32 protein-coding genes are annotated in these 25,565 nt (G+C 63.2%); 9 read left to right on the top strand and 23 right to left on the bottom strand.

Going from position 1 to position 25,565, the window contains the following annotated elements; translation table 11 throughout:
- Positions 1 to 45: 45 nt before the first annotated feature.
- The 4 genes from hslO (at position 46) to ACSSV3_RS03575 (ending at position 3,804) form a co-directional block, all read left to right on the top strand.
- Positions 46 to 945, top strand: a complete 900-nt coding sequence (gene hslO / locus ACSSV3_RS03590; protein WP_354323807.1) for an Hsp33 family molecular chaperone HslO — start codon at positions 46 to 48, stop codon at positions 943 to 945.
- An 86-nt stretch (positions 946 to 1,031) separates the two neighbouring features.
- On the top strand, positions 1,032 to 1,451 hold the full coding sequence (locus ACSSV3_RS03585) for a hypothetical protein (protein WP_354323805.1): 420 nt from the start codon (positions 1,032 to 1,034) through the stop codon (positions 1,449 to 1,451).
- Between the two features lie 45 nt (positions 1,452 to 1,496).
- Positions 1,497 to 2,195 carry a 7-cyano-7-deazaguanine synthase QueC gene (gene queC / locus ACSSV3_RS03580; protein ID WP_354323803.1) on the top strand — a complete coding sequence of 233 codons (699 nt, stop codon included), beginning with the start codon at positions 1,497 to 1,499 and terminating at the stop codon, positions 2,193 to 2,195.
- Positions 2,196 to 2,247: 52 nt separating this feature from the next.
- Positions 2,248 to 3,804, top strand: a complete 1,557-nt coding sequence (locus ACSSV3_RS03575; RefSeq protein WP_354323800.1) for a spinster family MFS transporter — start codon at positions 2,248 to 2,250, stop codon at positions 3,802 to 3,804.
- Positions 3,805 to 4,395: 591 nt separating this feature from the next.
- On the opposite strand, the gene ACSSV3_RS03570 is transcribed toward ACSSV3_RS03575, so the two are convergent.
- From ACSSV3_RS03570 to ACSSV3_RS03465, 22 genes are all read right to left on the bottom strand, one after another.
- The gene (locus ACSSV3_RS03570) at positions 4,396 to 5,529 is read right to left on the bottom strand and encodes an OmpA family protein (protein ID WP_354323798.1); all 1,134 of its coding nucleotides are present in this window, start codon (positions 5,527 to 5,529) and stop codon (positions 4,396 to 4,398) included.
- A gap of 163 nt (positions 5,530 to 5,692) precedes the next feature.
- Positions 5,693 to 6,157 (bottom strand): DUF2793 domain-containing protein, encoded by a 465-nt coding sequence (locus ACSSV3_RS03565; protein WP_354323796.1) that lies wholly within the window; start codon positions 6,155 to 6,157, stop codon positions 5,693 to 5,695.
- A gap of 19 nt (positions 6,158 to 6,176) precedes the next feature.
- On the bottom strand, positions 6,177 to 8,357 hold the full coding sequence (locus ACSSV3_RS03560; RefSeq protein WP_354323795.1) for a GTA baseplate fiber-binding domain-containing protein: 2,181 nt from the start codon (positions 8,355 to 8,357) through the stop codon (positions 6,177 to 6,179).
- Between the two features lie 4 nt (positions 8,358 to 8,361).
- Positions 8,362 to 8,796: an NlpC/P60 family protein gene (locus ACSSV3_RS03555; RefSeq protein ID WP_354323793.1), complete on the bottom strand. Its 435-nt coding sequence runs from the start codon at positions 8,794 to 8,796 to the stop codon at positions 8,362 to 8,364.
- A complete protein-coding gene (locus tag ACSSV3_RS03550) occupies positions 8,793 to 9,602 on the bottom strand; it encodes a DUF2163 domain-containing protein (protein WP_354323792.1) in 810 nt (269 codons plus the stop codon). The genes ACSSV3_RS03555 and ACSSV3_RS03550 overlap by 4 nt, the downstream gene beginning before the upstream one ends.
- A complete protein-coding gene (locus tag ACSSV3_RS03545) occupies positions 9,602 to 11,923 on the bottom strand; it encodes a DUF2460 domain-containing protein (RefSeq protein WP_354323790.1) in 2,322 nt (773 codons plus the stop codon). Before ACSSV3_RS03545 ends, ACSSV3_RS03550 begins: the two co-directional genes overlap by 1 nt.
- A 14-nt stretch (positions 11,924 to 11,937) precedes the next feature.
- Positions 11,938 to 12,522, bottom strand: coding sequence for a tail tape measure protein (locus ACSSV3_RS03540; RefSeq protein ID WP_354323789.1), 585 nt, complete (start codon positions 12,520 to 12,522; stop codon positions 11,938 to 11,940).
- Positions 12,512 to 12,715, bottom strand: coding sequence for a phage tail assembly chaperone (locus ACSSV3_RS03535; RefSeq protein WP_354323787.1), 204 nt, complete (start codon positions 12,713 to 12,715; stop codon positions 12,512 to 12,514). Before ACSSV3_RS03535 ends, ACSSV3_RS03540 begins: the two co-directional genes overlap by 11 nt.
- On the bottom strand, positions 12,712 to 13,026 hold the full coding sequence (locus tag ACSSV3_RS03530) for a GTA-gp10 family protein (RefSeq protein WP_354323785.1): 315 nt from the start codon (positions 13,024 to 13,026) through the stop codon (positions 12,712 to 12,714). Before ACSSV3_RS03530 ends, ACSSV3_RS03535 begins: the two co-directional genes overlap by 4 nt.
- Positions 13,023 to 13,430 (bottom strand): phage major tail protein, TP901-1 family, encoded by a 408-nt coding sequence (locus tag ACSSV3_RS03525; protein ID WP_354323784.1) that lies wholly within the window; start codon positions 13,428 to 13,430, stop codon positions 13,023 to 13,025. Before ACSSV3_RS03525 ends, ACSSV3_RS03530 begins: the two co-directional genes overlap by 4 nt.
- Positions 13,431 to 13,441: 11 nt before the next feature.
- Positions 13,442 to 13,831: a DUF3168 domain-containing protein gene (locus ACSSV3_RS03520; RefSeq protein ID WP_354323782.1), complete on the bottom strand. Its 390-nt coding sequence runs from the start codon at positions 13,829 to 13,831 to the stop codon at positions 13,442 to 13,444.
- Positions 13,832 to 13,836: 5 nt separating this feature from the next.
- Positions 13,837 to 14,028: a hypothetical protein gene (locus tag ACSSV3_RS03515; RefSeq protein ID WP_354323780.1), complete on the bottom strand. Its 192-nt coding sequence runs from the start codon at positions 14,026 to 14,028 to the stop codon at positions 13,837 to 13,839.
- Positions 14,025 to 14,576, bottom strand: a complete 552-nt coding sequence (locus ACSSV3_RS03510) for a head-tail connector protein (protein ID WP_354323778.1) — start codon at positions 14,574 to 14,576, stop codon at positions 14,025 to 14,027. The genes ACSSV3_RS03515 and ACSSV3_RS03510 overlap by 4 nt, the downstream gene beginning before the upstream one ends.
- A 151-nt stretch (positions 14,577 to 14,727) precedes the next feature.
- Entirely contained in the window at positions 14,728 to 15,879 is a 1,152-nt protein-coding gene (locus ACSSV3_RS03505) for a phage major capsid protein (RefSeq protein ID WP_354323776.1), read from the bottom strand.
- A gap of 77 nt (positions 15,880 to 15,956) precedes the next feature.
- Positions 15,957 to 16,361 carry an HK97 family phage prohead protease gene (locus ACSSV3_RS03500; protein ID WP_354323775.1) on the bottom strand — a complete coding sequence of 135 codons (405 nt, stop codon included), beginning with the start codon at positions 16,359 to 16,361 and terminating at the stop codon, positions 15,957 to 15,959.
- Positions 16,358 to 16,663, bottom strand: a complete 306-nt coding sequence (locus tag ACSSV3_RS03495; protein ID WP_354323773.1) for a DUF6127 family protein — start codon at positions 16,661 to 16,663, stop codon at positions 16,358 to 16,360. The genes ACSSV3_RS03500 and ACSSV3_RS03495 overlap by 4 nt, the downstream gene beginning before the upstream one ends.
- On the bottom strand, positions 16,660 to 17,829 hold the full coding sequence (locus ACSSV3_RS03490) for a phage portal protein (RefSeq protein ID WP_354323770.1): 1,170 nt from the start codon (positions 17,827 to 17,829) through the stop codon (positions 16,660 to 16,662). Before ACSSV3_RS03490 ends, ACSSV3_RS03495 begins: the two co-directional genes overlap by 4 nt.
- 29 nt (positions 17,830 to 17,858) lie before the next feature.
- Entirely contained in the window at positions 17,859 to 19,187 is a 1,329-nt protein-coding gene (locus tag ACSSV3_RS03485) for a DNA-packaging protein (RefSeq protein WP_354323768.1), read from the bottom strand.
- Positions 19,187 to 19,651: a hypothetical protein gene (locus ACSSV3_RS03480; protein WP_354323767.1), complete on the bottom strand. Its 465-nt coding sequence runs from the start codon at positions 19,649 to 19,651 to the stop codon at positions 19,187 to 19,189. The genes ACSSV3_RS03485 and ACSSV3_RS03480 overlap by 1 nt, the downstream gene beginning before the upstream one ends.
- Positions 19,652 to 19,788: 137 nt before the next feature.
- Positions 19,789 to 21,015, bottom strand: a complete 1,227-nt coding sequence (spt, locus tag ACSSV3_RS03475) for a serine palmitoyltransferase (protein ID WP_354323765.1) — start codon at positions 21,013 to 21,015, stop codon at positions 19,789 to 19,791.
- Between the two features lie 14 nt (positions 21,016 to 21,029).
- Positions 21,030 to 21,272 (bottom strand): acyl carrier protein, encoded by a 243-nt coding sequence (locus ACSSV3_RS03470; protein WP_354323764.1) that lies wholly within the window; start codon positions 21,270 to 21,272, stop codon positions 21,030 to 21,032.
- A gap of 146 nt (positions 21,273 to 21,418) precedes the next feature.
- Positions 21,419 to 21,787 carry a response regulator gene (locus tag ACSSV3_RS03465; RefSeq protein ID WP_354323762.1) on the bottom strand — a complete coding sequence of 123 codons (369 nt, stop codon included), beginning with the start codon at positions 21,785 to 21,787 and terminating at the stop codon, positions 21,419 to 21,421.
- A gap of 39 nt (positions 21,788 to 21,826) precedes the next feature.
- Here ACSSV3_RS03465 and ACSSV3_RS03460 point away from each other — a divergent pair, with 39 nt between their 5' ends.
- The 5 genes from ACSSV3_RS03460 to ACSSV3_RS03440 are packed head-to-tail and all read left to right on the top strand — an operon-like array spanning position 21,827 to position 25,053.
- Positions 21,827 to 22,117, top strand: coding sequence for a DUF3572 domain-containing protein (locus ACSSV3_RS03460; protein WP_354324091.1), 291 nt, complete (start codon positions 21,827 to 21,829; stop codon positions 22,115 to 22,117).
- Positions 22,114 to 22,734 carry an HAD family hydrolase gene (locus tag ACSSV3_RS03455; protein WP_354323760.1) on the top strand — a complete coding sequence of 207 codons (621 nt, stop codon included), beginning with the start codon at positions 22,114 to 22,116 and terminating at the stop codon, positions 22,732 to 22,734. Before ACSSV3_RS03460 ends, ACSSV3_RS03455 begins: the two co-directional genes overlap by 4 nt.
- Positions 22,735 to 22,736: 2 nt before the next feature.
- Entirely contained in the window at positions 22,737 to 23,192 is a 456-nt protein-coding gene (locus tag ACSSV3_RS03450) for a RidA family protein (protein ID WP_354323759.1), read from the top strand.
- Entirely contained in the window at positions 23,189 to 23,917 is a 729-nt protein-coding gene (locus ACSSV3_RS03445; RefSeq protein WP_354323758.1) for a glycerophosphodiester phosphodiesterase family protein, read from the top strand. Before ACSSV3_RS03450 ends, ACSSV3_RS03445 begins: the two co-directional genes overlap by 4 nt.
- Positions 23,914 to 25,053: a GNAT family N-acetyltransferase gene (locus ACSSV3_RS03440; RefSeq protein ID WP_354323756.1), complete on the top strand. Its 1,140-nt coding sequence runs from the start codon at positions 23,914 to 23,916 to the stop codon at positions 25,051 to 25,053. Before ACSSV3_RS03445 ends, ACSSV3_RS03440 begins: the two co-directional genes overlap by 4 nt.
- Before the next feature lie 6 nt (positions 25,054 to 25,059).
- Here the strand turns inward: ACSSV3_RS03440 and ACSSV3_RS03435 are convergent, their stop codons facing one another.
- Positions 25,060 to 25,404 carry an SEL1-like repeat protein gene (locus ACSSV3_RS03435; RefSeq protein ID WP_354323754.1) on the bottom strand — a complete coding sequence of 115 codons (345 nt, stop codon included), beginning with the start codon at positions 25,402 to 25,404 and terminating at the stop codon, positions 25,060 to 25,062.
- Positions 25,405 to 25,565 lie beyond the last annotated feature (161 nt).

Below are 25,565 nucleotides of genomic sequence, written 5' to 3'. Positions count from 1 at the left end.
CCGGGGGGCTTGGCTCGGCTGCCCGCAATCCCCATATGCGCCGCCATGGCTGATATGACCGCAATGACAGAGACCTATTCCGACAAGCTGATGGGCTTCACCCTTCCCGGCCGCAGTGCGCGCGGGCGGGTGGTGCGGATGGACGGCGTGCTCGATGCGGTGCTGTCGGCGCATGATTACCCTGCGCCGATCACGCATCTGCTGGGTGAAGCGCTGGTGCTGGGCGCGCTGATGGGCGGATTGCTCAAAGGCGAAACCGCGCAGATGACGATCCAGGCGCAGACCAGCGGCGGGATCGTGAAACTGCTGGTGTGCGATTACCGCGCGGGCGCGGTGCGCGGCTACGTCGATTTCGATGGAGAGCGGCTTGAACACCTTGGGGCTAACCCCACGCTTGAGGCTCTGTTCGGCGAAGGCTACCTTGCCATCACCTTCGAGACTGAGGGCAATCAGCGGTATCAGGGGATCGTGCCGCTGGAAGGTGCGAGCCTTGCCGAAGCGTGCGAGAGCTATTTCAGCCAGTCCGAACAGATCCCGACACTAATCCGCGTGGCCAGCCGCGCCGGGGCCAAGGGCCGCGCTGCCGCCGGGCTGCTGGTGCAGCATCTGGCCGATGGCGAGGAAGGGCGCGAGCGGCTGCACGTGCGGCTTGACCATCCCGATTGGGAACATGTCGCGGTGCTGGCCGGAACCATCAGCCATGACGAATTGCTCGATCCTGCGCTGTCGCTCGAAGCGATTATCTGGCGATTATTCCACGAGGAAGACGAAGTGCGTGTGCAGACCGGGGCGGCACTATCGCGTGGGTGCCGGTGCAGCAGCGAACATTACGCATCAATCATCGCGCGCTTTCCGCCCGAGGAGCAGCAGGAGATGCGCAATGACGACGGCATTATCGTGGTCGACTGCGCGTTTTGTTCGCGCGCCTTTGCGCTGGCCGTCTGACAGCCAGTCAAAAATTCGCTATATTATGCGCGTATGCCTAAATTGTGCCATCCGTGGTTAAGCTAACAGCGGATATTGAGGGAATTATGAAGCTCATTTCGATCAGCTGGATGCGCGCGTTTGCGCTTGGCAGTCTTGCGGCTGGAGCGGCGCTGTGGCTGGCCGTGCCGGGGCTGGCGCAGGGCAAGGGTCTGGCCATGCTGGGCACGCTGACCAAGGGCGAATGGACGATTAAACAGCGCGATGGCGCGCCTGATCGCAAAATCTGCCTGCGGTCAGGGGCGGAGCTGATCCAGATCATGCACCAGGAAAATGGCTGCAATCAATTCGTAGTGGAAGATGGAGCCGCGCGCGTCACGGTGCAGTACACCTGTCCCGGGAATGGCTATGGCCGCACCAGCATTCGCCGCGAAACCGGGGCGCTGGTGCAGATCGAAAGCCAGGGCATTCATGATGGAATGCCGTTTCAACTAGTGGCTGAGGCACGCCGCACCAGCAGCTGTTGAGCAGGCCGGATTGCGTTTGCGCGCACCCATGTTAGGGCGCGCATCATGACTGGTTCTCAAGACAATCCCACCTATCCGATTGCTGTGGTGCTGTTATCCGGCGGGCTGGATTCGATGGTGACCGCCGCACTGGCGCAGGAACGCGGCTTTGCGGTTCACGCGCTGTCGGTGGATTATGGCCAGCGCCACCGGTTGGAGCTGGAATCCGCCGCGCGGATTGCAGAGCGGCTGGGCTTGGCCCGGCAAACGTGCATTGCGCTTGATCTGCGGGCGTTTGGTGGATCAGCGCTGACCGCTGCCATTGATGTGCCCAAAGGCGGGGTGGGACACGATATTCCGGTCACCTATGTGCCTGCGCGCAATCTCGTATTTCTCGCGCTGACCACAGCCTGCGCCGAAGCAGCGGGTGCTCGCGACGTGTTCATCGGGGTCAATGCGCTCGACTATTCCGGCTACCCCGATTGCCGGCCCGAATTCATCGCCAGCTTTACCGAAACGGCGCGGCTCGGCACCAAGGCCGGGGTTGAGGGCGCGCCCTTCACGATCCACGCCCCGCTCCAGCACATGACCAAAGCCGATATCGCCCGCGAATGCGCACGGCTCGGACTTGACCCGGCGTGGAGCTGGTCGTGCTACGATCCGACGCCCGATGGCACGGCGTGCGGATTGTGCGATTCGTGCCGTTTGCGGAAAAAGGGTTTTGCCGAAGCCGGAATAGTCGATAGCACGGCTTACAGCGCCTGACGGCAGCCATCCGGCCGACCTTTAACCAGACCATACCGATAGGGGATCATTCTTGAGCGAGGAAGCAACTGCGGCGCAGGCCCGTGAGGATGCGCCAGCGTCCGCATATAGCTGGTATGTCCTGGGCGTGTTGGTTGTGGTCTATATCCTCAATTTCATCGATCGGCAGATCCTCTCGATCCTCGCTGTCGATATCAAGCGCGACCTCGACCTGACCGATGGACAGTTGGGTTTCTTGGGCGGGGCTGCCTTTGCGGTGTTCTATGCGTTGTTTGGTGTGCCGTTGGGCCGACTGGCGGACCGTTGGCATCGTGTCCGCCTGCTGACTATCGGCTTGGTCTTGTGGTCAACCATGACCGCGCTATCCGGGCTTGCGCGCAATTATTTTACGCTGTCACTGGCACGGATGGGGGTAGGGGTTGGCGAAGCAACCGCGAGCCCGACCGCTTATTCGCTGATTTCAGATTATTTTCCCACCCGCCAGCGCGCTACTGCATTGGCAATCTATTCGTCCGGCCTGTATCTTGGCGGTGGGGTCTCACTTTTTATTGGCGCCAAGATTTCGCAGGTCTGGGACGCGGCCTATCCGGGCGGCGGAATCGGTGGGTTGGTTGGCTGGCAGGCCGCATTCATGGCGGTAGGCCTGCCCGGCCTACTGCTTGCGCTGTGGGTAGCGTCGCTGCGTGAACCCGCACGACCGCCCGAAGAAAATGCAAGTGGCCGCCATCCGTTGTTTGATTTCTTCACCGACCTGTCGATGCTGCTGCCGCCTTTTACAGTGATCCATGCCATGCGCCGTGGCCCAATGGCGGTGCTGATCAACCTGGCGATGGCGGCGGCCATGATCATCCTTGCTGTGATCATGACCAAGCTGACTAACAATTTGCCACAATGGTCGGCCATGGCGTTCGGCTATTATGCGGTGTTTTCCTGGGCTGCGACGCTCCGGCGCCACGATCCTGCTACCTTCAGCCTGATCTGGGGTACGCCGGCCTTCATTTGCACGGCTCTGGGATATGGGCTCGTATCGCTCGGCGCCTATGCGCTGGCGTTCTGGGCTGCGCCCTATGCGGAGACTGTGCTCAAGCTGCCGAAGGAAGAACTCGCCTTCGTGCTCGGCGGCAGTGGCGCGGTGTCCGGTTTCCTCGGAGTGATCCTGGGCGGGCGCATGTCTGACTGGCTGCGGGTCCGAAATCCATCGGGACGCATTCTCGTCATCATGTTCGGCATCATCGCCCCGGTGATCCCGATCTGGGTTGGCTTCACCACAGAGAACGCGGCGCTGTTCTATGTAATGAATTTCCTCGCTGGCCTGTTCGCTGCGACCGCTCTGGGCGCGGCGGCGGCGACCACGCAGGATCTGGTCCTCCCGCGGATGCGAGGTACTGCGACGGCCTCATTCTTTCTTGCGACCACGCTGGTTGGCCTCGCGATTGGGCCTTACATGGTCGGACAGATTTCAGAGTTGACCGGAAGCATGCGGATGGGCGTTCTTTCGCTGATCGCGGTGGCACCGATATCGCTCATTCTGCTGATCTACGCTTACCGTGCGCTACCAGTTGCCGAAGCGACCATCGGGCAGCGCGCCCGGGCAGCAATGGGCGAGTGAGTGCCAACACCAGAACCGGGAGTGTTTCCCCCGATCATTCCGGGGTATAGCAATCAGGTGCAGGCCGAGATGTTATGGAGGGCGGATTCTGCCCGCCACCAAGCGGTTGCGTGTGGAGGCTCTGCTAGTCTGTGTTGCGACGTTGGCTAGCCTGAGGCTTCACTTCGCTTCACTTCACGCCTTGCCATCGGGCTTACCGTCACAGAAACGGTGAACCGGGATGACCGGAGCTGCGGAAAAGATTCCATCCTGACCTCATCAGAATCAACACTTCATGTCTTTGAAGCACTGCGTTTTCTGAGTAGCCATCTGCTTCCACTAGGCTGCAATATGCTTCAAGTTAGGAAGCAAGAGCGCCGAGCAGATGACGCGCCAATCATTTGATCCTGGCCGAAGTGGAGCTACCGTCGGCGACTTAACCACATAGCTGATCCCCGATCGAACTTGTGATGTCAGCACAAGGCAGGATCTCGCTATGGCGACCCTGAGTGCGCAAGGTCTCGCCACTTCAACGACACTCATTTGACGAGACACCAGCAAAAAAGGGGCCGGATTGCTCCGGCCCCTCTTCAATACCCTTAGTGGGGTGACTTACATGCCCGAACCCGGACCATAAGTCACTTCCACGCGGCGGTTCTGCGCTTCGCGCACACCGTCGGCGGTCGGGACGCGCGGCTGCGATTCGCCAAACGCTTCACCCGTGATGCGGCCATCAGGGATCCCGCGACCGTTCAGGTAGCTGCGGACCGATGCGTTACGCCGTTCAGCCAAGCCGATGTTGTACTTGACGCTACCCGCACGGTCAGTGTGACCTGCCAGCATCACGTTTGCCGAACCACAATTGGCGTAGGCAGTGACGGCGCTGTTGAGGATGGTTGCAGCCTCAGCCGTGATGTCCGACTTATCAAAGTCGAAGAACACGATGTACGGACCCGTGTTGCACGGCACCGGCGGTGGTGGCGGCGGCGGCGGAGGTGGCGGCGGAGGCGGTGGTGGCGGAGGCGGAGGCGGCGGTGCCACCGGTGCCACAACAGGTTCTTCACCACCGAAGTTGTAAGTGATCGAACCCAGCAGCGAGTGCGTGACAAGTTCGGTATCGAGGGTGCGCCCCAACGGGTCGACAAGTTTCATGTCAGGGGCATTGAAGTACCGATATTTCAGACCGATATCCCACGCTTTACTGACAGGAAGCCGAACACCTGCGAGAATTTGCCAAGCCAAACCTGTATCGGAGTCGTTCCAGACACCGGGGCCTCTGACATCCACGCTGGCGTCCATGTCCACACGGGCCACACCGATGCCGCCGCCGAGAAATGCCTGAAGGCTATCGTCGTCGCCGAAATCTACCAGGCCGTTCAACATGAAACTGAGCGCATTCATTTCCCCAAACGCACTACGCTTCCCATTGAAGGTGTTGACGCTGGGAGGAAAGAGCGCGAGGCCTTGGCTGCCGGCGGTAACATCTTCCGGATCGATAGCAGCGCGATAGCTGGTTTCGGCTTCGAGGCGGAAAACCCCAAAGTCGTAGCCGACTGCGGCACCAAAATCGAACCCAGTGTCGTAGCCGACGCCTGCATTGTCTTTCACACCGTTGACATCGAGATCCTGGTCTTCGACAATCATGGCACCAGCATCGCCCTGAATGTACCATTGGCCGTCGCGGGCCATGGCAGGCGTTGTCAGCGCGGTCGAAGCCATCGCCATTCCAATGACGAGTTTGCGCATACTCAGATTCCCCTTTTATATTAGACTTGAGGCACAGACTGTCTCTATCTTTTCCCTATGTCTGAGGCAAGCCATCAATCACACAAGGGTGTTGCAAGAATGTCGCGATGGGGCGGTCGCGTCCAAAAATGCACTTATGATCGCCGGGTGATGTGCGTCCATTTTAGTCTGTCACGGGTGCAAAAATCCCGATGTCACGCAGAGCTTCGATCAACTCACTGATCGCGGCGCGCGCTTCGGCATCAATTACGGCGCCGGACGCCGGGATTGCAGGTGTAGAAGCGACCCGCCAGCCTGATTGATAAAGCAGGAACTGATCCGCCGCGCTGTCAAACATGAACATGCCTTCGCGCGGTGCAATGAAGTGCCAACTGCCGCCAATCCGAATGGTGATATGGTCTTCGCAACCTTCCCACTCCTGCGTTGCAGTGGCAGTGATCCGGAAGCAGTCGCCTTCGTTGGAATTCGTCGGCGGTGCAGGCTGCGAGGCTATCACAGAGCGGCGATGCAGCGAATCCACAATAACAAGCGACTGATTGAGGAAGAATTCCTTTTGTGCCTGGCCTGCGATCAGCAATGGCAAGCCGATGTTCGGCGTGGAGGAGGTGAAGGTAAAAGGTTCGGACATGCAAAACTCCTGAGCTTGGTTAAAGCGACGCGAGCAACAGCGCCGGTGAGCGGTCAAATGTTCCGACCTGCATGACCCACAGATCGGCATTGCCATGCGTGTCCCGCAGGCTCGCAATTTCTGGCTGAGTCAGCGACAGCTGCGGTTCGCTGCGCGTCCATGTGACGTGCGGCGCGGCGGTCGGGCCGTAGCCGATTTGATAAAGTTCGCGTTCTTCGACCAGTGGCACCTCGACCGCATTGTCCCAGCGCCATTGCCCGCGCGCGCGCCGGGTCCAGCTGAAATGCCGGGTCTGGTCCGGATCGATTCGTTGACGCGGGTGAACCGGGCACGGTGGGCGACGCGAGAGACCGGGATTGGCGAGCGGGGCGAGCACCGCTTCGGTATCGCCTCTCCCGATTGCCGCGATCCGCGTGGTCGGCAGCGGTGGAACAAGCTCCTGATCGAGCGCTACCAGACTGTCATCCAGCAGGACGGCAAGGGTCTGCGCAGGATGGCCCTGCGCCGCGCCGTGCTCGGTGCCGCCGCGTCCGCGAAGCAATCCTGACAATTCCCACCGGCGGTTGCCCAAGGGGGCGGCCCGCACAAACTGGATGACCTCACTGCCGACCAGCAAACGGTTGGCTCCTGCGGCGAGGCCATCAATGCTTGTTTCAGTGAAGGCGATGTCGTCTGCGACGAGTTCGATTACAGCCTTGGCTTCCGGCTCGAACAGTAAAGCCCGCGAAGGGGGCAGGGGTTCAAAAAGTGTGCCAATAATGGCGCGCTGCGATCCGCTGGTGCCCAGATCGACCATCGCGGTGCCTTGAACGGCAAACAGCGCCGCACCGCGCCAAGCATTATTTTCGGCCGAAACGGCTGCGAAAATCAGAGATGCAGCGGGATTGGCATTGCCGTCTGCCGGAACTTCTATGGCGGCCAGCTTCGTATTCGGGATCACCAGATCTGACGGCGGCAAGGGCTCGCCCGGATCGCTGATGCGGGCCGTTGTAAGGCCGGGCGCGAGCCGTTCCAATTCGAGCTCAATCCCGCGGTCGAGCCATTCCCAACTGCGCAATAGCCAGTATCCGGGAGCATCGGGAATGCGCACGATGGTGCCGGGGGATAGGCGCGGGTCGATTTCGCTGGTGCGCCAGAGCACCGTTTCGTGCTGCCAGCGTGCACGATTCGCACTGTCATTGGCCAGCTGCCGTGCTCCGCTCGCGTTCATGGTGGCGGGCAGATCAACCATCAATTCGCGGCCCACCTGCCGCGTGCCAATCGCGCGCTGAACGCCCGGCTGGTAATCGCGATCTTCATCGTAATAGCGCAGGGCCGCCGGTTCCTGGGTCGGGACACCTGACCGCTGCTTGTGCCGGGCTTCGTCTGTGCCATTGTCGCGCAGCGCGAGTTGGGCGGGCAGAGTTATGATTTCGCCATCTGGGACCGCCCGAGGGGCAATGATCGGGCCATATTTGCCTGATGTGCAGATCAGAGGGATGACCTGATCAATTGCTGCCAAACTTGCGGCAAGCGGCCCGCCTTCATCGGCAAAGCCCCGGGCATGGGCCAGCATGACCGGCATCGCAGCCGGAACCGCCCCAGGCACCAACCGTTCCAGAGAAACAGTGTCATCGCCCCCTTCGGCGAAGATTTCGAAGCTGAGCGCCGGGATACGGTTGCCAAAATCTCCCAGTTCAAGATCTTCGAACACCACATAGGCACAGTCCCGGAAGGCTGGTGCCTGACCGCTTTTGGCGGCCGCGATCAGGGGATCAACCGGGTCGTCGCCGTGGCCGCTATAGATGCGCAGGCTCCCGCCTGCCTTGAGGTCGCCAAGGCTTCCGCGCAGCAGGTTGCCATCGGCCCAGACCCGCCCGAGCCGCGCAATCGGGGTGCTGGACAATGCGACCGCGAAGGAGGCCGTATAGGAGAAGGTGACAGTCGATGGCTGGCCCTTGCGTCCCTTTTCCTTGCGCCTGTTTTCAATCAGGTCGGTTGACCAGATCACCGAACCGGGCACCCGCATCCGCCCGAAGTGGCGGGCGATTGGCTGGCCATAGCTCGACGTGCTGATCGTCACTTCGCGCAGACGAGGCCCTTGGCGGGTGCCGCCGCCAAAAATGAGCCCATCGACCTGCTGACCGACCAACGCGCCAATCGATCCGCCAATCGGCCCACCAACGGCGGTGCCGATGGCTGTAAGCACCAATGTTGCCATAAAATCAGCCTTCCATTTGTTGTGCGACCTGCCACTTGATGTGGAGCCGCCAAGCGGGATCAAGCGGTTGCCACACCACTTTTCGCAGCCCGGCATGGGCATGAATGATGCTGGCCGCGCTCGCGGCGATGGCCAGATGATGCTGGCAATGGCTAAGCGCGATCAACAGCACATCGCCCGCGCGGATTGGCCCGGGCGACGCCGTCAGTCCTGATCGGTCGGCAAAATGTAGCCAATGGTCCACCGACAGGTTGCGCAAGCCGTAACCACTGGGCGCACGCGGAGTTGCTCCGGTCGCGGATAGCGCTGCGACCACCAGCCCGACACAATCGAGACCAGTTGCAGGGTCGCGTCCGTGAAGCCGGAACGGGCTGCCGACCAGCTTTGCCGCTGCCTCGGCCAGCGCAACGCCCGGATTTGGCGCGCCCGCCCCAATCATGGTTGGCCGTAACGCGACAGCAGATCATTGCCCGGCAGGAACGGTTCACCGCGGAAGTTGATACTATTGGCAAACCGGCCCACGCAGGTGGCAAAGGTATGATCGCATCCTTCGCGCAGTTCAGCGCGGGTGCCGATAGCGGTTCCCGCCACCAGCGGCCGATCGAGTGTGAGCCAGTCCGCGTCCGCATCGATGATACCGAAATCCAAGCCAGTCTGCGGCCCAGACAGGAACCGCAATTTACCGTCGACGTAATTTTCCCCGATCAGGCCAGCAAAACGCACCCGGTTCGTTTCGGGGTCAATCGCATCAAGCAAGCGGAAGGTAGTGAAACGCACCGCCGAAAGCCCGCATCCCCGGCCACAGAACTCGGCCCGGCAGGTCGGGCTGGTGCGCGGAACAAGGTCGCGTTCGAGCAGGCTTTTGTTTGATCGCAGCTCGGCGGTGAACTGCGTCTGATTGTCCTCGATCCGGCCAATTTGCCCTGAATAGAGCGTGGAATGATCAAGCGTGATCCAGTCGACCGCGCCGATTTCGATCGCGGCTTCATCGAACAGTCCGGCGGCAAGTTCTTCTTCGCGGATCGAATCATGGTGCAGCGCACCTTGTGCTTCGGCGCTGTCGTTGCTGAGTTCAACCGTGAGTCGGATCGCGGCAGGGATCATGCCGGGCGCGGCGCGGTGGGTTATGCCGCCGAAGGTCAGATCGCGGTTATGGCTGGTAAAGGCGAGTGCGGCCCCATCACGGCGATAAATGCGCCAGAAGGTCGCGACCGTATCAAGCTCGCGGTCGAAGAACACCCGCATCAGGCTGTCTCCCGCAGTTCGATCAGCGGGATTGATGGTGCCTCCCCGGCTGCAAAATCCACTGCGGACACGTCAAGTCGGTCTTCGGCGAATCGTACCGGAACATCGAACAGGAACCCAGCACGCACCTCTGCCCCGGGAGGCGGTGCGGCGAGGAACCGAAGCACGCCTTTCTCGCTCAGCGTCCAGCCAGTGCTCGCGCCGCCGCCGATGCTGACCAGCAGCGTTTCCGGCCGCGGCCGGGTGATTGGGCGCACTTGCGGCTCGCCTGTCCCATAGGACTTGATCAGCTGGAAATCCGCCGTGGCGCCGTCGCCAATGCCGATCAACTGATCGAACATGGTTGGCGTGCCGGTCATCGCGTTGGAGCTGTTATCGAACGGATCCATCATGCGGAACCCGCGCGCCGGGCCTCGCCGGGCGCGGAAGAAAGCGACGAGTTCGGACAGTTCCGTCTCTGACCGGATGCCGGGGCCGACATCGAAATGCAGCCGCGCATCCGACCACAGCGAATTGCGCCGTTCGTGCCCCGATGCGGTCACCGCAATCGAGGTCGAGAATTCCGGCGCGACCGAGGCATTACGCCCCAGTGCAAAGGGGTAAAGCACGTTGTCGAACGGATCCATGGCTTGCTCCGGGGATGGGGCGAGGCGGGTGTAGCCATCGCGGTTGACCTGCGGCAGCGCCCAGACATAGCGGCGGGCGATGCCGCGCTCGGCTGCTTCATCGATCCCATTGTCGATCCGCAGCCAGAAAAGTTCGGCATCGGCAGGATCGAGCACGAAACCGGCGAGATAATCCTGAAGCGCAGACGGGTAGCCGAGCCAGGAATCGACAAAGGCATAGGCCGCGCGCCGCGCCGCATCCGCTCCGCCGGTGAGCCAGTCGTAGTCTTCGATTTGCAGCCGGTCGAACGCCGGTGCCGCCCAGCCAGATGGCAGGTTCGCCCGAAACAGTTCAGGCCTGTTCGGGTCGAGAATGGTCGGCGTGAATGTCAGCAGCAGCACCTCTGACGGCCCCTGCGCGGCGTTGCGAACGACGGCGGTCAGGTTCGCGGTCGATTGTGCCAGCAGCACGCCTGCTTCATCGAGCAAGGCGGTTTGCGCGAAGGTCAGTGGGCCGCCGACATCGGTGATTATCGGCGGGGTGCCGCCGAATGCTGCCTTTGCAGCGTCATCATACAGGCAGATTTCTCCTGCCGATGTCACCCACCACCACGGCTCGCCTATCTGGAAGCGCACCGGCAGACCTGCCTGCCTAAGCAGCGCCACGAAGTCGCGGGCCACGTCCATCAGCCATGCCATCGCTTGCGTATTTGCCGGAGACAGCAAGGTCGATGGTGGCACCCAGCCGGTTAATGCAGGGGCGCCGCTTGCGGTGCGCTGCTTCCAGGCATCCGGGCAATAGGCATCGAACAATTCATACGAGAGCGAGGCGATGACTTCGAAGGCTCCGGCCTGCGCAAGCTCGAAGTAATTGCGGTGCCAGGCAACCGCTGGCGCACTAAGTTCTCCTGCGGTTGTCACCTTGACCTTGCCAGTCGGCTGCTGCGCGAGCCGCATGAAATGGCTCATGCCGACATAGTGGATCAGATCCTGACGATAGCCGAGACCGGTCACCGCGCGCAGCAGGCGGGCCGGGGTCTGGTTGAAGGCATCGTCGTAGGCGGTAGCGATTCTCGTGCCATGCGGCGGCAGCAGAACATCGCCGACCTCCAGCATGGCGCGGGCACCATCGGCGACGATATCGGACACGGTCACCGCACCATTGAAGCGCGCAGGCAGCGGCGCGGCGCTGCCCGGAACGTGGCCGGGCGCGACCAGCGAGATGAACATGCGGTCGATGTCGCCGGGGTGGACAGGCTCACCCGGCAGGCCAAAGCCCGCTTGAAGATCGGAGAACGGCAAGGTTATGCGGGCATCGGTGGGGGTGCCTTGCGCATAATTCCATAGCCTTACAAACCACGTCCGGGGCGTGCCAGCGGCATCGCGCCCTTCGATCGTCAGCGTTGGCCCGTTGGGCAGATCAAGCGCGATCACGCCTTCGGACTGCCAGCGAAAGCTGAGCGTGGTGTGCGCGTAATCGCGATCGGTTTCATAGGCGAGCAGCGGATGATCGAGCGTGTCGACGCTGTCCCAGATCAGCCCGACCAGTTCGCCTGCGTGGTGCAGTTCAACCTCGACCCGCAGCGCATCAGGCGCAATCGTCACCGCCGAAGCCATCGCAGGTCGGGGGAAATTGACCGTCCAGAACCGCGGGTCGAACCGCTGGATAAAGCTGCTTTCCTGCGTGCGGCGTTCGCGTGCGAGCCAGAATGCCATGATAATTCCCCCGATCAGGCCTGTTGCAAGGAGCGGCGCACCGCGCTGGCGATTTGCCGGGATGAACGTTGCATCGCGGTGGGCGCGGCCACCCCGCGCGGAACGGCGAGTTGAATGGCGACCCGCACATCGCGGCCCTGTGCGGCGATGCCGTTGTCGATCCGGCCCGATGAAGTGGGGACGAACACTTCCGGCCCGCGCTCACCCACCAGAAACGCCCGCCCGGGGCTGACCGGGCCGCCGGTCGCGCGGCCCGGCAAGCCGAACAGTGCGCCGAGTGACTGGCTGATCAGTCCCCCCAGGCCCCCGCCCCCGCCCCCGCCGCTGCTCGCACCGCCGAACAGGTTGCTGATGCCCGATTGCAGCGCATGGGCGGCGATTTCGTTGAGCGCATTGAACGCTGTGCGCTTCAGATCATCAAATCCCAGACTGCCGCGCCGCAGCGCTGATAGCAGTCCGTTTTCAAGCACATTGCCCGCCCGCCCGAACCCGTCGAGCAACGACGTGTCGAGCGAGCGGCGCATGGTTTCCAGATCGGTGGTAAAGCCATCGGTGCGGGCGCGCACGTCGATCACCAGTTCTTCGAAATTATCGTTCATCAGCGTCGCGCTCCATCATGCGGGCGATCATCTCGCGGCTGGGTGGGGGTGGGCAGGCGGGATCATCAGGCGCGGCCAGCGCCATCGCCAATTCGGCCGGGGTGGCGTTCCAGAATTCAACCGGGCGCCAGCCGAGCAGGCGGGCCGAGAGGCTGCACCAGCGCGCGGCGCAGGCGGCGAAGGTCGAGGTCACGTCTCACCCTGAAGCACCTGCGCCAGCACTGCGCGCACCGGCTGGGTGGCGGCCACTAGCCCCATTGCCAGCACTGCCTGACCCACGGCTGCACGGTCAGGCCGCGATTCCGGCGGCAAGCAATGCCACAGCAGCGCGGTCATCTCGGTCAGGGTCAGCGCGCCCGCCGCCGCGCGTTCGACCAGCGCGAACAGCGATCCCAGTTCGGCTTCGGCCAGCACCAGGCTTTCAAAGGTCGGTCGCAGCACATAGCCCATCCCCGCCACCATCAGCACGCTTTCCCCGCGCAGGGGATTGGCGGCGGCGGTCATGCTGGCACGACCGGCCCGGAGCTTTCGAGCTGGAGCGTATAATTGCGCTCCCCATTGAAATCCCCGGCATAATCGAGCCGTTGCACCAGAAACCGTCCGCGCAGCCGCTCGCCATCCTCGAATGACAATTCATAACCGGCAAGCGTCCCGGCCAGCGCATGGCTGCGCACCGCGCTTTCCGCTGCACTGCCGAGGAAGATTCCCGCAGCGCTGACAGACACTGATCGGGTGCCCGCGCCGGACAAAAGGTCGCGCCAGCCGCCCGAATCCTTGTGGGTGATGACTACCGTGTCGCCATTGATCGACATTTGCGTGGTGCGAAGGCCTGCGACGGTCTGATAGGCGGGGGGTGAGGCCCCATCGGTGATCTTGAGCAGGAAGGCGGCGCCGGATTGGGCGGGCATGGGCGTTACTCCTAATTTTGTTCAAGGATGCGGAAACGAAATTCGATCAGCGCGGCCCGGCGATTGTCGGCGCGGGCTTCGCTGCGCGAACGCAGAAACCGGATTGAGGCGAGTTCGAAACCAGGCTGAAACGGCGGCAGGTCAAGCACCCGGCGTTCAATCGCGGCGAGCAAGGGGGCGTCGGCGGCGGTGAGATCAATGCGGGTTTCCAGCTCCAGCGCGATCCGCGTTTCGCGGCCCTGCCGGTCTTTGGAGCCCCAATCGATCGAAGCGCTTGCCGCGATGCCGAGCCACGGCGGGCTGACGCTGAGCGGGGATTCTTCCTCGATCGCATTGATCGCGGCGAGCGCGGGATCGGCCCTGAGCCAGGCGATCAGTGCGGCGCGCAGGTCATTTTCCATGGTGGTCAATTCCCTGTTCTGTCTGTTGAAGCGATATCGGCGGTGAAATCGGGCCACAGCGCGGTGGCAGAACGCCACTCCGCACCCGGCGCGCGGCGTTCCCTGCGACGATCAACTGCGCGGCTGGCGGCGATCTGTTCGGCCCGCGCGCGCAGGCGCTGCACTAGCCGGGCGCTGGCTGCTGCGGCGCGGATCATGCCAGCCTCGTGCTGCGCCATGGCCGCCACAGCGCGGTAACGCTGGCGGGCACCGCTGCGCCGCCCTTGCCATCGCGGTCACGCTCACGATAGAGATGCGCGGCCAGCCGGATGATCCCATGACGCAGCGATGCGGGCAGGCTGTCCCAGTCATCGGCAATCCCGACGACCAGTTGCAAGGCGATCCCGCGCCCTTCGAACGGGCGCAGCAATTGCACGCATGCGCTGACCGCGATGCGCCACTCCAGCGCGTCGGTTGGCAGCGGCAATGCTTCACGCGTGCCATCGGCAGTGATCCATGCCGCGCCAGTGATTTCGCGCACCGGGCGCGATACCAGTTCCTGCCACCCCGCGTGCGGCGCGATGATTTCCTCGACCGTCTGCGCCAGCGGCATCTTGCCGGTGAAGGCTTCGCAGATGGCCAGACTGGCATCGATCAGCCCGATCAGGGCCGCATCGTCATTGGGGCGGCTGATCCCGAGCCAGTGCTTGAGCTCCGCCAGCGCCGCGCCGTCAAGCGCTGCTGGCTGCAAGATAGTCCGCTCCATCGCGGGTTCTCCAATTCTGTGTTCGAGACAAAATGCGCCCGCATCGCTGGGTCAGGCGGGAAGGGGGCCTGAAGCGATGCGGGCGCGAGACACCGGCAAGGGAGCAAGGGGGGACTCGACCTTGCCGGGGGATCGAAGCCTAAGTTAACACCTAGGCTTCGATCTTCAGCAGCTTGATCGCGTTGGAATCGAGCACTTTGCCGCCCACCCGCTTGGTGGCGTAGAAGTGCACGAAGGGCTTGTTGGTGAACGGATCGCGCAGCACCCGGGTCGCGCCGTTTTCAGCGATCAGATAGCCGTGGCGGAAATTGCCGAACGCGATCGGGAAGGCCCCGCCTGCGACATCGGGCATATCCTCCGCCTCGATCACCGGATAGCCCAGCAGGCGGTCAGGCTGGCCTTCGACCATGCCCGGCTGCCACAGGAACGCGCCATCGGCGGTCTTGAGCTTGCGCACCGTTGCCAGCGTTGACGAATTCATCACGAACACCGCGCCCTGACGGTGGCCCGATTTGAGCGAGTGGATCAGGTCGATCAGCCGCGCATCGGGCGCCGCGTCGAACCCGGCGGCGCTTCCCGATCCGATATATTGCATCGTCCCGAATGCCCGCACGCCGTCTTCGGCAGTGGCGGTTGGAGCGTTGAGGAAGCCTTCGGGCTGGTTGATCCCGGTTCCGTTGACGAATGCCGTGCCTTCGGCGCGCGCGAATTCCAGCGCGATCTCGCTGGCCAGCCAGGTTTCGATGTCGAAAGCGGCGTCATCCAGCATCCCCTGGCTCGCCGCCGGGTTGGCGTAGAGATCGCCCGATGGCGGGGCGATTTCAGCAAATTGCGGGGTTGCGGTTTCCGGGCGCGGGGCGGCTTCGCTGACCCAGCCTGACGCGGTGCCGCCGGTAGCAACCAGCTTGCGATAGCCAGACGTGCCGGTCTGCACCACCTGAGCAATCGCGCGGATCGGGCTGATTTCGGCGAGTTCAGCGGCAATCACCGCGTCGATCTGGCGCGGCACGGCATAGCCGCCATCGCCGGGGGCGGTGCCGCTGATCGACTTGAGTTCGGTTTCACGTCCACGGCGCAGATAGCCATCGACGAAGCCTTTGACTTCAGGAGCGTCGCTCGCCGGGGTGCCGCCCATCGCCGGGCGGGTGGCGGCGCGGGCGACTTTGTCGAGCCGCGCTTTCACCTCGTCGACATCGGTGCGCAGGCCGGAAATGGCCGCATCGGCCTGATCCTGCCGGGCAATGATGTCAAAGCTGGCGTCCAGCGGATCGGTGGTGGTCATCGCAGGTTGGGTATGTTCCATGGGGCATTGGCCTTTCGGTTGGGCAGAAAAAAGGCCGCCCCAATGGCGGCCGGTGGAAAGTGGTTTGGTCGGCTCGGTCAGCTTACAAAATGCACCCTGGCTCGATGTTGCAGCGGGTGGGTGACCAGGCTGACTTCGAACAGGTCAATCTCGATCAGTTCGCGCCCCTGATCGGATTGCCGCGCCGCGCGGGTGCGGAAGCCGAAGCTGAGGCCGCTTACCGCGCCTTGCGCCAGCAGCATCGCCGCGCGGCTATCGGGCCGGTCGATCCGGGCGATCACCCGCAAACCGCGCGCGTCCTCTGACACCTGCTCGATCACGCCGATCGGCTGATCCGGGCGGTGCTGCCAGTATAGCGGCAAGGGCGCATTCTGGCTCGCCAGCGTCTTGGCGAACGCTCCGCGCCGGATCGTGTCGCGCGCTGCATCGGGAATATCGAACAGCGCGGCATAGCCGGCAAAACGCATGGCCCGCGCGCTCATAGCCGGTCCCACACGCCAAGGCGCACCGCGATCCCGATCAGCAGCAACGCCAGTGCGCCGCGGATGATCCATTCCATCAACGCTTTCCACGCGCTGGCCTTGGTATCGCGCCACGCCCGCAGCAGTTCGCGCAGCTGAACCAGATCGCTCTCGGCCCCGGCATCGCCCAGCCCGAGCCGTTCGAGCACCCGGTCGGTGGCGAGCGCGCTCGATTCCTCGACAATAGCGCGTAAAGTCACCAGCGCTGCCCCATCATTGCGGGCCTGCACCATCAGGCTGGCAAGCACATCTGCGCGGCTCATGCGGTATTCTCCTCTGGCTGTTCTTCAGGGCTCAGGCCCAGCATCTGGCGTTTTTCCGCGCGGGTCAGGAAATCGGCGTCGGACACCTGCGACCACAATCGCTCGCGGTCTTCCGACAGCGCCGTGACCCGGTCGAGATCGACCCCGATTTCGGCACCGGGGAACCACGGAGCGAGGCCCTGACGCAGCGCGGAAAACAGTTTCTCCGCCAGCGGCAGCAGCGTCAGCCGCCACAGCGCGCGGTTGGCCTCACGGTAATTGGCATAGGTGTTGTCGCCCGGCAGGCCGAGCAGCATCGGCGGCACCCCGAACGCCAGCGCGATATCGCGCGCCGCCGCGCTTTTCAGCGTCGCGAAGTCCATGTCCGCCGGGGTCAGCGCCATGCTCTGCCATTTCAGCCCGCCGTCGAGCAACATCGGTCGCCCCGCATTGGCTGCGCCCGAAAAGGCGATATCCAGCTCGCGCTTCAACCGTTCGAACTGTTCATGAGCGAGGCTCGCGCCGTCCCCCGGCTCGTAAACCAGCGCGCCCGAAGGCCGCGCCGCGTTTTCCAGCAGCGCGCGGTTCCAGTGGGTTGCGGCATTGTGGATCAGCACCGCCTGCCACGCCGCCTCCAGCGCGCCCGCGCCGCAGTGATCGTCAAGCGGATGCATCGTCCGGATCGCGATGATCCCCGGCCAGCCATCCTCATCCTCCACCGCGATCCGCGCGGTGCGGTTATTCACCGTGTAATCATAGCCGCACGGCCAGCCATCCGGCCCGGTTGCCACCTTCACCCGTTCGGGCCGCAGCGCGAACAACTCCACCGGCGTGCCGCTCGCATCCTTCAGGATCTGCACATAGCCATTGCCGTGCAGCAGCAATTGCGCGGCCAGCGTTTCGATCAGCGATTGCCCGGCGCTGGTAGCGGTGACGAGCGCGGCGAGGCGCGGATCATTGCAGGCGAGCGGGGCCTGCCCCACCGCCTCGGCCACGATCCTGACCGATCGCTGGGCAATCGGGTTGGCCAGAAAGCCTTCGCCAATCGCGCGGGCATAATCATAGCTGCGCGGCCCAGGCCCAGCCGCAAACGCCGGGTGCCACCCCTGCATCATGCCGGGCGCCAAAGGCACACGGGCGCGCTCCCCGCCCTTGAAGGCGGAGAGGAGAGTGTCGAGCAATGCCATCGGATTTCCTTTGTCTTGGTCGCGGCGCGTCAGATTGGCCGCACGCTGGGGCGGGCGCTCCGCCCCAGCATCAATTCGCTCAATCCCCACACCAGCGCATCGGCGCGGTCGGGGCTGCGGCCGGGGCCGGCGTAGGTTCCGCCCGCCAGCAGCCCGCACAATTGGTCTTCGAGCCGTGCGAACATCCCCACGTGGCGCACCCGCCCGGCGGCGTAGAGCGCGGCGATGGGTTCGGCGCGGGCAACCTTGCCGCGGGCAGCGTGCACCAGCCTGATCGGCAGCGCCTGATCGGCGGCGCGCAGCACGCTTTCGACCATCGCCCCGCCCTGATTGGCCTCTGCCACAACGCGGTCAGCACCCCATTCGCGCGCAGCATCGGCGACTTTCTGCGCCCATTCGGCAGGGGCTGCGCCTTGGGCCGAACAATCGGCGAGCACGCGGGCAATGCCGTCTTCGCCCAAGGCGACCACAATGATCCCGCATTCATCGCCCGTGGCCGATGCAGGCGGATCAACCGCCACCACCACCCGCACAGCTGCGGGAACGGCGCCGGTTTCGCGCACCTGTTCGATCAGCGCGCGGGTCCACAATGCGCCTTCGATATCCTCGATCAATTCGCCTTCGATTTCCTGTCTGGCAAGCTGGGTGCCCCCAAATTCGCTGGCAATCGCATCCAGAAACCGCTGCGGCAGATTGGCGGCATTATCGCTGGTCGCCCCGCGGCTGATGGCGACATCCCCGGCGCTGCCAATCTGCGCGATCAGCCGCTGCACCAGCGGCACCGCGCGCGGGGTGGTTGTAACCGCGATGCGCGGATCATTCCCCAGCCTGAGGCCGAGCAGCAGATTGTCCCAGCAGCGCGTGGCGCGTTCATGCGCCAGCGGCCACTTGCCGATTTCATCGCACCAGGCGTGGCTGTGCTGCGGCCCGCGCAGGCTTTCCGGCTCGGCGGCGGAAAACAACTGCGCCTGCGCACCATTGGCAAAGCGGATGCGGCGGCGCGATGGTTCAAACCGGGGCCGAGCGGTGGGCGGATAGATCGACAGCAGGCCGCTTTCGCCCTCAACCATCACCGCGCGCGCCTCTGCCAGCGAGGAGGACACCAGCGCGATCCGTGCATCGGGGTTTCTATCGGCGATCATGCGCACCCATTCGGCACCAGCGCGGGTCTTGCCGAACCCGCGCCCGGCCATGGTCATCCAGATCCGCCAGTCGCCCGGCGGAGGCAGCTGTTCGGGGCGGGCGGCATAGGGCCAGATGAAAGCAAGGTCGTTTTTCTCCCTTTGGCTGAGCTGGCTGACCAGCTTTCGCCTTACTTCGGGCGGTGCGGTGACGATCCATTCGAACGGTGCGGACATCAGGCCTGCGTGTCGCCGGGTTTGGCCTTGACCATGCGCCGCCGGATTTCCTCGATCTTGCTGTCGATCGACGCGCGCACTTCTTCGGCGCTGACATCGCGTTCGCGGCTTTGCCCGTTGGCGGCGCTATCACGGTGCGCGGCGAGCAGGCGGATGGCGTTGGCGAAATCGAATTTCTCGCCATCGCCGGTTTTGAAATCGCCTTCGCGCAGGCGGCGCAGGACTTCCATTTCAAGGTGGCTATACCCTTCGGCCAGCGCCACCTGCCATTGCCGTGCAAAATCGGGATCGGCGCGGCGCAGGCGATAGGCGCGGCTGACATCGATGCCAGCGTGTTCGGCGGAACGGGTGACGTTGGAACTGATTGCAAGGTAATCAATAAAGCGGGTGCGCCAGCGGCGATCGGTGGTGTGATGGGTGGCGGTATCATCGGCGCTGGTTCGCGCAGGGCCGCGTTTTGCCATGGGCAGATCTCCCTTTGCGAACGGCAAAAAGGCGGCACTTCCACCCGGAAGGCCGCCCGCTGGCGAATCGCTATTTCTCGACTATGCCCCTATCTAACCAGAGAGCGTCACGATGTCAAGATAAATAACCAAATGGGTTAAATAATCCCGATCGCCTTGCCCGCGCGTTCGAACATGCCGAGGATGGTCGTGACCTGCTCGGCCGAATGTTCGGCGCATAGCGAACAGCGCAGCAGGGTCATGCCCGCAGGGGTTGCAGGCGGGCGGGCGAGGTTGACGTAGAGGCCCTCTTTCAACAGCGCCTCCCACATCATCGCGCCCTTTTCCAGATCGGGCATGATCACCGCGATGATCGCGCTTTGCGCCGTGGCTGTGCCGAGCGTGAAGCCGAGATCGCGCAAACCCTGGTGCAGCGTGCGACTGTTCTCCCACAGATGCGCGCGCTTGTTCCCGCCATGCATCAGCTTGCGGATCGACGTGGCCGAACTCGCCATCACGCTCGGCGGCAGCGCCGCGGTGAAGACATAGGGGCGGCACACCAACCGCAGCACTTCAAACTTCGGGTGGTTCGATACGCAGAACCCCCCGACCGTGCCGACCGATTTGGAAAAGGTGCCGATGATGAAATCGACATCGTCGATCACGCCCTGTTCTTCGGCCACGCCGCGGCCGTGCTGGCCGATAAAGCCCATCGAATGGGCCTCATCCACCAGCACCATCGCGCCGTTTTCCTTGGCGATGCGGACCATTTCCTTCAGCGGAGCGACATCGCCCATCATCGAATAGACGCCTTCGAGCACGACCAGCTTGCCCGCGCCTTCGGGCACGCGCTTCAGGCGTTTTTCCATCGCCTCAATATCGTTGTGTTTGAATGGCACGACCTCGGCGTTGCCCATCGCGCAGCCATCCCAGATCGATGCGTGGCTGTCGATATCGAGGATGATGTAATCGCCCTTGCCCGCCAGCGTCGAGATAATGCCAAGGTTCGCCTGATACCCGGTCGAAAACACCATGGCGTGATCCATGGCGTAGAATTCGCGCAGCGCCGTTTCCACATCGCGGTGATCGCGGAAGGTGCCGTTGAGCACACGGCTGCCGGTGGTGCCCGCGCCGAAATCCTCCATCGCCGCCTTGCCTGCCGCGATGACATCATCGTCGAAGGTCATGCCCATGTAGTTATAGGTGCCGAGCAGGATCGTATCGCGCCCGTTGCAGATCGCGCGGGTGGGGGACAGCACCTGTTCCATCACCAGATTGAACGGGTCTTCCACCCCGGCAGCAAGCAGCGCTTCACGGGTCTGGATGATGGGATCGAACTTCGCCAGCAGATCAACCGTGGCGGGGGCGGTGAGCGTTTCGGTCATGGACGCGGCCTCTATCAGCTATCCTGCAACTTGTGCACTGCCGCGACAAGCTGGCCCCAGTTTTCGATTTCAGCCTGCTGGTTCATCGAGATGATCACATCAAATTCGTCTTCGATTTCAGCGACGAAATCCATCACGGTCAGGCTGTCAAATTCAAGATCGCCGGCAAAGGTGGTCGCGTCTTCGATGGCGATGCCTTTCTTGTTGAACGGTTCGATCAGGGTGCGAATGCGCTCATTGACTTCAGCGGAGTTCATGGCGGGGTGGTGCTTTCGGCGGTTGGTGTGATGGCGGCGCTTGCCGGATTGATACGCTTGCAAAGCGGCGGATGATGCAGATTGTCAAGGTTTCGGCGCTTTTACAGACGCGATTTGCGCGTGCATGGGCAACACGAAACCGCGCGTCAGGCAGGCAGCAACCCGCGCACCGCATTCATGAACGGGCTGATCGACACCGGCTTTGACAGATAGCCCGCCGCGCCCGCCGCGCGGATACGTTCTTCATCGCCCTTGGCCGCAAAGGCGGTCACTGCCAGCACCGGGATCGAACACAGCGCCGAATCGCGCTTGGCAGCTTCGATCAGGTCAACCCCCGATACCCCGCCCAGTTGAATGTCCATGATGATCAGATCGGGCGAGGTCGCGCGCGCGGTTTCCAGCACCTTGTTGCCATCATCCACAGGCTCTACGTCGAACCCGTTGGCGCGCAGCACATCGCAGAACAATTTCCGGTTAAGGTCATTATCCTCGACAACCATGATCCGCTTTGTCACTGCTCGCCCCGCATTCGTCTGGCTTACGACTAACCTTGCATAAAGGACAGGACAATCCCGCTTCGCCCCGAACCCGATCCGCTCAACCCGCAGGCGCTGGCGCTGGCCGCGCTCGGCTGGGTGCTTGAGGGCGAGGATCGCGCCGCGCGCTACCTTGATCTGACCGGGCTTGATCCCGATACTCTGCGCGCCGGGCTGGGAGATCCTGCCATCCTTGCCTCGGCCATCGAATTCCTTACCAATCACGAACCCGATCTGATTCGCGCGGCAGAGGCACTGGCCGTCACGCCCGAAGAACTGGTCGCCGCCAAGGACGCTTTACTGACATGACCCGCCCCCTGATCATCAGCGATTGTGACGAAGTGCTGTTGCACATGGTCGCCCCGTTCAAGGATTGGCTGGAGGCAAGCCAGGGGGTGGCCTTCCAGCTGGAAGGGCATAATTTTGCCGAGGCGCTGCGCTGGCAGGATAGCGGCGCGTTGCTCGAACCGGCGGACATCTGGCGGATGCTGCGCGCGTTCTTCGATAATGAGATGGACAGCCAGCAGCCGATTGCAGGCGCGGTCGAAGGGATCAACACGCTGGCCGAGCGTGCCGATGTGGTGATCCTGACCAATCTGGTGGATGGCCACCGCGATGCCCGCGCCGCGCAGCTTGCCGCTGTCGGCATCAACGCCCGCGTGTTCACCAATCAGGGGCCGAAAGGCCCGGCGCTCAAGGCGATTATCGATGAATATGCGCCCACCCGCGCGCTGTTCATCGATGATCTGGCGCAACACCATGCCTCGGTCGCGGAAATCACCCCGCAGGTCACGCGGCTGCACCTGTGCGGCGAACCGATGATCGCCCACGCGATTGATTGCGCACATAAAGCAGGCCATGCAGAAGCCCGGATAGATCGCTGGGATGAAGCCTTGCCGTGGCTGCTGGAACGTTTGGAGGATTGAAAATGAGCTATACCGCAAAACTGGCCGAACTCGGCATTACCCTGCCCAAGGCCGCAGCGCCGGTCGCCAGCTATGTGCCGGTGGTGGTGCATGGCGACTTTGCCCATGTTTCCGGCCAGCTGCCATTTGTCGATGGCGCGCTGATCACCGGGCGGTTGGGCGAGGATGTCAGCGTGGCCGAGGGTCAGGCCGCCGCGCGCGCCTGCGCACTGATGATCATTGCGCAATTGGGCGCGGCTGGCTTGCTCGACCGCGTGGAGCGGATCGTGAAGCTCGGCGCCTTCATCAATTGCACCGCCGATTTCACCGATCAGCCCGAAGTCGCCAATGGCGCGTCCGATCTGATGGAACAGGTGTTCGGCGCTGCGGGCAAGCACGCCCGCGCCGCTGTCGGCGTGCCCGCGCTGCCGCGCGGCGCGGCGGTTGAGGTGGATGCGGTGATCGCGCTGAAGGCATGAGCAAACGGCGCGCTCCGGACTGGCTGACGCAGTGGGAATATGCCCATCGCGGGTTGCATGGGCCGGACGTGCCGGAAAACTCGCTGGCCGGAGCCGAAGCGGCGATCGCGGCAGGCATGGGCATCGAGTGCGACGTTCAGCGCAGTGCCGACGATCACCCGATGGTGTTTCACGATTGGGAACTTGAGCGGCTGACGGGAAGATCGGAGGCCACCGAAGCCCTCGATGCCGATAATCTCGAAACACTGAGGCTGCTTGGCACCGATCAGCATCCCGTACGGCTGGCGAAGTTTCTCGATGTGGTTGCTGGCCGCGTGCCGTTGCTGATCGAAATCAAGTCAAAGCGCGGCTACGATGTTGATTGGACGTGCGTTTATGTCGCGCGGTTGCTTGAGGACTATTCCGGGCCTCATGCCGTTATGAGCTTCGATCCGCGCGTCGCCCGGTGGTTCAGACGGCACGCACCGCGAGTCTGTGCCGGACTGGTGATGCGTGAGGACGAGCGCGGCGACACGCAGACGTCATGGCGACGCAAGCTGGCGCTGTGGATCGCAAAGCCTGATTTTCTCGCTTACCATGTCGCGGCTTTGCCCAGTCCGTGGGTTGCAGGCTTGCGAGCCCGGGGGCTGCCGGTGCTCACTTGGACGGTCAATTCGCCCGAAACCCGTGCGCGCGCAATGGCCCATGCCGATGCGCTGATTGCGGAAGGGGCAGGGCTGGCGTGAGCGCGCCTGAACTGACCGTCCGCCTTGCACCTTCGGTCAGCAGTTTTGACCGCGATCAGTGGAACGCGCTGGGCGGCGATCACAACCCTTTCACATCCCACGAATTTCTAACCGCGATGGAGGATTCCGGTTCGGTCGGCCCCGGCACCGGGTGGGAGCCTGCGCCGATCGCGATCACCGATGATGCTGGGCGCTTGCTTGCCGCCATGCCGTCATACGCCAAGGGGCATAGCCAGGGCGAATATGTGTTCGACCATGCCTGGGCGGACGCATGGCACCGCGCGGGTGGGCGTTATTACCCCAAGCTGCAAATCGCTGCGCCGTTTACGCCTGCCACCGGCCCTCGTCTGTTGCTGAGCGATCCGGCACTTGCCCCGCATCTGCTCAAGGCGGCGGAAATGGTGTGCGCGCAGAACGCGATGTCATCGGCCCACGCGACCTTCATCGCGCCCGATCAATTGCCGCTGTTCGAGGCTGGCGGGTGGATGCCGCGATCAGACATCCAGTTCCACTGGTTCAATCGTGGCTATGCCAGCTTTGACGCGTTTCTAGGCGCGCTGTCATCGCGCAAGCGTAAGGATTTGCGCAAGGAACGCGCGGCCGCCTGCGAAGGGCTGAGCATCCGGCACCTGACCGGCGCGGAAATCACCGAATCGCATTGGGATGCGTTCTGGGTGTTTTATCAGGACACCGGGCAACGCAAATGGGGCCAACCCTATCTCACCCGCGAAGCCTTCAGCCTGCTGGGGGAGCGGATGGGGGACAGGATTGTGCTGCTCCTCGCCTATGACGGTGCGCAGCCGATTGCGGGCGCGCTCAATTTTGTCGGGGGCGATGCGCTTTACGGGCGTTATTGGGGCTGCACCCGCGACGTGCGCTTCCTGCATTTTGAACTGTGCTATTATCAGGCGATCGACATCGCGATTGCGCGCGGGCTTGGCCGGGTTGAGGCGGGCGCGCAGGGCGGGCACAAGCTGGCGCGCGGGTATGAACCGGTGCAGACGTGGTCCGCGCATTGGATCGCCGATCCCGGCTTTCGCGCGGCGGTTGCCGATTTCCTCGAACGCGAACGCGCAGGCGTGGCGAGTGATCGGATGTATCTTGGTGAGCGCACCCCGTTCAGGAAGGGCGACTAACGCGGCTTACGCGGCGCGCTGATTGCCTTCGGCCAGCCACTGGCGGGCACGGCGCTGGGCTTCGGCGATTTCGCGGGCGGTCATTTCCTCGGAAATGTCGGCGCGGCAATAGGCGGCTTCTTCATGGCCGCGCGCTGCGGCAAGGTTGAACCATTTGTGGGCTTCGATCAGATCACACGGTGCGCCGTTGCTGCCGGTCGAGAACGCGACGCCCAAATCAAAGCAGGCCCCCGCTTGACCCGTCGCTGCCGCCGCCAGCCAGCGGCCAAGTGCCGCCTCGCCCCGTGTATCGTGTGGAAGTGTTTCACGTGAAACATTCGTGTCTTTGGTGCTGATCGCAATGATATTCATGATGTCGTCCCCGGTTCACCAGACCGCTTCCAAACGGCCTTCCCGGCATCAGAACTCGGCTAACATGGTCAATAATTGGTTAACGCCAATGGCACTTTCTGCACCGCTGACATTTGCCCCCACAACATTCCCAAACCCGCTTGTGCGTATAGGGGGCCTTG

It is taken from the genome of Porphyrobacter sp. MBR-49, assembly GCF_053628655.1.
This window is presented reverse-complemented; position numbering and strand designations above follow the sequence as displayed.

Excerpts from the sequence above, each read along its gene's own strand:
- hslO (WP_354323807.1), top strand. The coding sequence starts at position 46 with ATGGCTGATATGACCGCAATGACAGAGACCTATTCCGACAAGCTGATG.
- ACSSV3_RS03585 (WP_354323805.1), top strand. The coding sequence starts at position 1,032 with ATGAAGCTCATTTCGATCAGCTGGATGCGCGCGTTTGCGCTTGGCAGT.
- queC (WP_354323803.1), top strand. The coding sequence starts at position 1,497 with ATGACTGGTTCTCAAGACAATCCCACCTATCCGATTGCTGTGGTGCTG.
- ACSSV3_RS03570 (WP_354323798.1), bottom strand. The coding sequence starts at position 5,529 with ATGCGCAAACTCGTCATTGGAATGGCGATGGCTTCGACCGCGCTGACA.
- ACSSV3_RS03565 (WP_354323796.1), bottom strand. The coding sequence starts at position 6,157 with ATGTCCGAACCTTTTACCTTCACCTCCTCCACGCCGAACATCGGCTTG.
- ACSSV3_RS03560 (WP_354323795.1), bottom strand. The coding sequence starts at position 8,357 with ATGGCAACATTGGTGCTTACAGCCATCGGCACCGCCGTTGGTGGGCCG.
- ACSSV3_RS03555 (WP_354323793.1), bottom strand. The coding sequence starts at position 8,796 with ATGATTGGGGCGGGCGCGCCAAATCCGGGCGTTGCGCTGGCCGAGGCA.
- ACSSV3_RS03550 (WP_354323792.1), bottom strand. The coding sequence starts at position 9,602 with ATGCGGGTGTTCTTCGACCGCGAGCTTGATACGGTCGCGACCTTCTGG.
- ACSSV3_RS03545 (WP_354323790.1), bottom strand. The coding sequence starts at position 11,923 with ATGGCATTCTGGCTCGCACGCGAACGCCGCACGCAGGAAAGCAGCTTT.
- ACSSV3_RS03540 (WP_354323789.1), bottom strand. The coding sequence starts at position 12,522 with ATGAACGATAATTTCGAAGAACTGGTGATCGACGTGCGCGCCCGCACC.
- ACSSV3_RS03530 (WP_354323785.1), bottom strand. The coding sequence starts at position 13,026 with ATGACCGCCGCCGCCAATCCCCTGCGCGGGGAAAGCGTGCTGATGGTG.
- ACSSV3_RS03525 (WP_354323784.1), bottom strand. The coding sequence starts at position 13,430 with ATGCCCGCCCAATCCGGCGCCGCCTTCCTGCTCAAGATCACCGATGGG.
- ACSSV3_RS03520 (WP_354323782.1), bottom strand. The coding sequence starts at position 13,831 with ATGGAAAATGACCTGCGCGCCGCACTGATCGCCTGGCTCAGGGCCGAT.
- ACSSV3_RS03515 (WP_354323780.1), bottom strand. The coding sequence starts at position 14,028 with ATGATCCGCGCCGCAGCAGCCAGCGCCCGGCTAGTGCAGCGCCTGCGC.
- ACSSV3_RS03510 (WP_354323778.1), bottom strand. The coding sequence starts at position 14,576 with ATGGAGCGGACTATCTTGCAGCCAGCAGCGCTTGACGGCGCGGCGCTG.
- ACSSV3_RS03505 (WP_354323776.1), bottom strand. The coding sequence starts at position 15,879 with ATGGAACATACCCAACCTGCGATGACCACCACCGATCCGCTGGACGCC.
- ACSSV3_RS03500 (WP_354323775.1), bottom strand. The coding sequence starts at position 16,361 with ATGAGCGCGCGGGCCATGCGTTTTGCCGGCTATGCCGCGCTGTTCGAT.
- ACSSV3_RS03495 (WP_354323773.1), bottom strand. The coding sequence starts at position 16,663 with ATGAGCCGCGCAGATGTGCTTGCCAGCCTGATGGTGCAGGCCCGCAAT.
- ACSSV3_RS03490 (WP_354323770.1), bottom strand. The coding sequence starts at position 17,829 with ATGGCATTGCTCGACACTCTCCTCTCCGCCTTCAAGGGCGGGGAGCGC.
- ACSSV3_RS03485 (WP_354323768.1), bottom strand. The coding sequence starts at position 19,187 with ATGTCCGCACCGTTCGAATGGATCGTCACCGCACCGCCCGAAGTAAGG.
- ACSSV3_RS03480 (WP_354323767.1), bottom strand. The coding sequence starts at position 19,651 with ATGGCAAAACGCGGCCCTGCGCGAACCAGCGCCGATGATACCGCCACC.
- spt (WP_354323765.1), bottom strand. The coding sequence starts at position 21,015 with ATGACCGAAACGCTCACCGCCCCCGCCACGGTTGATCTGCTGGCGAAG.
- ACSSV3_RS03470 (WP_354323764.1), bottom strand. The coding sequence starts at position 21,272 with ATGAACTCCGCTGAAGTCAATGAGCGCATTCGCACCCTGATCGAACCG.
- ACSSV3_RS03455 (WP_354323760.1), top strand. The coding sequence starts at position 22,114 with ATGACCCGCCCCCTGATCATCAGCGATTGTGACGAAGTGCTGTTGCAC.
- ACSSV3_RS03450 (WP_354323759.1), top strand. The coding sequence starts at position 22,737 with ATGAGCTATACCGCAAAACTGGCCGAACTCGGCATTACCCTGCCCAAG.
- ACSSV3_RS03445 (WP_354323758.1), top strand. The coding sequence starts at position 23,189 with ATGAGCAAACGGCGCGCTCCGGACTGGCTGACGCAGTGGGAATATGCC.
- ACSSV3_RS03435 (WP_354323754.1), bottom strand. The coding sequence starts at position 25,404 with ATGAATATCATTGCGATCAGCACCAAAGACACGAATGTTTCACGTGAA.